At 66.2% G+C, this 464-nt stretch carries 2 protein-coding genes; both read right to left on the bottom strand.

The window, feature by feature from the left end:
* Positions 1–229: hypothetical protein (locus tag D7Y15_RS43750; RefSeq protein WP_199746078.1), on the bottom strand; the 229-nt coding region annotated here is incomplete at its 3' end.
* A 17-nt stretch (positions 230–246) separates the two neighbouring features.
* Positions 247–464, bottom strand: a 218-nt coding sequence (locus tag D7Y15_RS45095; RefSeq protein WP_158629228.1) for a hypothetical protein, incomplete at its 5' end; no start/stop codon positions are given.

Below are 464 nucleotides of genomic sequence, written 5' to 3'. Positions count from 1 at the left end.
CGCCGAAGTAGACTTCGCGTCCCATCAGCCCGGGCTCGTGGAACGCGACCCATCCGGCGCTATCTGTGATGTGGCTGATATCGTTGACCGTTTTCAGTTCGATGAGTGGCACGCCGCGGCCGGTCGCGGCGTCCACCACGCGGACGCCGAAGTACGGGGCGGTCACCTTCTCCTGCCCGGCGGCGAAGCCAGCGAGCAGAAGCAACGTCGGGAGAGAGAGGCGTTGCATGGTTTCCTCGGAAGGAGCTATTTCCCGGCCACCCGGAGGTACGCGAAGAGGTCGGCCACGTCCTGCTTGCTCATCTGCTTCTCGAACCCCTCGGGCATGAGCGAGAGCTTCGTGGACCGGAGCGATTCGAGGTTCGCCCGCAGAACGGTTTCCTCGGCGCCGTCGGCCCGGCGGAGGGTCACGCTGGTCGGCGTCTCGACAACCACGATGCCGGTCAGCACCCGCTCGTCGGACG

The organism is Corallococcus sp. AB030 (assembly GCF_003668965.1).
Taxonomy (GTDB): domain Bacteria; phylum Myxococcota; class Myxococcia; order Myxococcales; family Myxococcaceae; genus Corallococcus; species Corallococcus exiguus.
This window is presented reverse-complemented; position numbering and strand designations above follow the sequence as displayed.